At 51.3% G+C, this 1,451-nt stretch carries 1 protein-coding gene; it reads right to left on the bottom strand.

Features of this window, described 5'->3' with window-relative positions:
- Positions 1-1,377 (bottom strand): molybdopterin-dependent oxidoreductase (locus MJD61_06865; GenBank protein ID MCG8554996.1); only part of this gene is annotated, 1,377 nt, incomplete at its 3' end.
- Positions 1,378-1,451 lie beyond the last annotated feature (74 nt).

Genomic DNA, 1,451 nt, shown 5'->3' with positions numbered 1-1,451 from the left:
GCGCGCCTTCAGGGCCGTGAGTTTCCCTTCCTTAGAACAGCCAACAGTGTAATCCATCCAAAGGGGATGCCGCTTCGGATGCATGCAAATACTCTCGTCTCTGTTGAGAGTGATTTTTACCGGTCGCTTTAACAGATAGGCGAACAGAGCGGTATGACCCTGAACGGACAAATCTTCCTTTCCCCCAAATGCGCCACCATTGGGTACCAAAACCACCTTTACTTTCTCCATTGGTAAGCCGAGCAGCTTGGTGATCTGGGCCTGGTCTTCATAAACACCCTGTCCTTGTGAAAAAACCTCTACACCATCGTACCACGGGCGTGCAATACAGCTCTCGGGCTCCATGAAACCGTGCTCGATCGTTTGAGTTTGGTAGAGTTCGGAAACCACAAAGTCTGAATCGGTGAGCGTCCTATCTGCATCGCCGTTCTGGATGCGAGTCTCTGAGAGGACGTTTCCACCAGGATGGATTTTGGGGCTTGCCTCCTTCATGGCTTTATACGGATCCGTAACCGGTTGCCTAACCTCATATTTTACCTCGATCAAATCGACGGCTTCCTTTGCTATGGCCTCGGTCTCGGCGACCACTCCTGCGATGACATCTCCAACGTATCGCGTCTCCTCCCCGACATCTACCATTAGCGGCCAGTCGGTAACGATAAGTCCGACACTTCGGTCACCGGTAACATCCTTTGCCCGAAACACCCTTTTGACGCCCTTTAGCTGTTCGGCTTTGGTCGTGTTAATGCTCAGAATTTTAGCACGAGGATGGTCGCTGAATTTCAGTGCCCCGAAAACCATCTCATCGAATGTCATATCGCACACGAATGGTCGCTGTCCCAGAACAACATCATAGGAATCGAACTTTGGCAGTCGGTCACCGATTTTACCGTTGTGCTTCTCTTCCAGAATGCTCTTGCCGTTCCTCAGGGCCTCCGCCGCACAAAGAATGGAGTTTTCAATTTTCTTATACCCTGTGCAGCGACATAGGTGCGGCGTTAAGGCTTTCGTGACCTCCTCATGTGTCGGGTCGGGCTTTTTATCGATAAGAACTTTGCTCTGCATTACGATTCCCGGGATACAAAATCCGCACTGCACGCCGCCCTTCTCCAGGAACGCCTTAGCGAAAGTTTCCTGTGTTCTGGCGTCAAGCCCCTCGATAGTGACGATTTCGCCATCGGCAATTTTTGTCATCGGGATGACGCATGACAGAACCGCCCTTTTGTTCAATTCTACCACACAGCAGCCGCAGGCGGCCTGAGGCGCACAGCCGTCCTTAGGCGAGATAATGCCTTCGTCCTCGCGTAAGTATTCTAGTAAGGAGCGCTCTGGATCGCTTGTATAAGTTTTTCTGCTGCCGTTTAGGGTGAATTGCATTTATCTTATCTTTCTTTCCTCAGCATCACGGACGTGTACGTTGCGCCCACGCTCATCAAGCCCTCAAACAGGCT

This window comes from Pseudomonadota bacterium, from assembly GCA_022361155.1.
Classification (GTDB): Bacteria; Myxococcota_A; Polyangia; order Polyangiales; family JAKSBK01; genus JAKSBK01.
The sequence above is the reverse complement of the archived record's forward strand: the minus strand, read 5'-3'. Positions and strand labels throughout refer to the sequence as shown.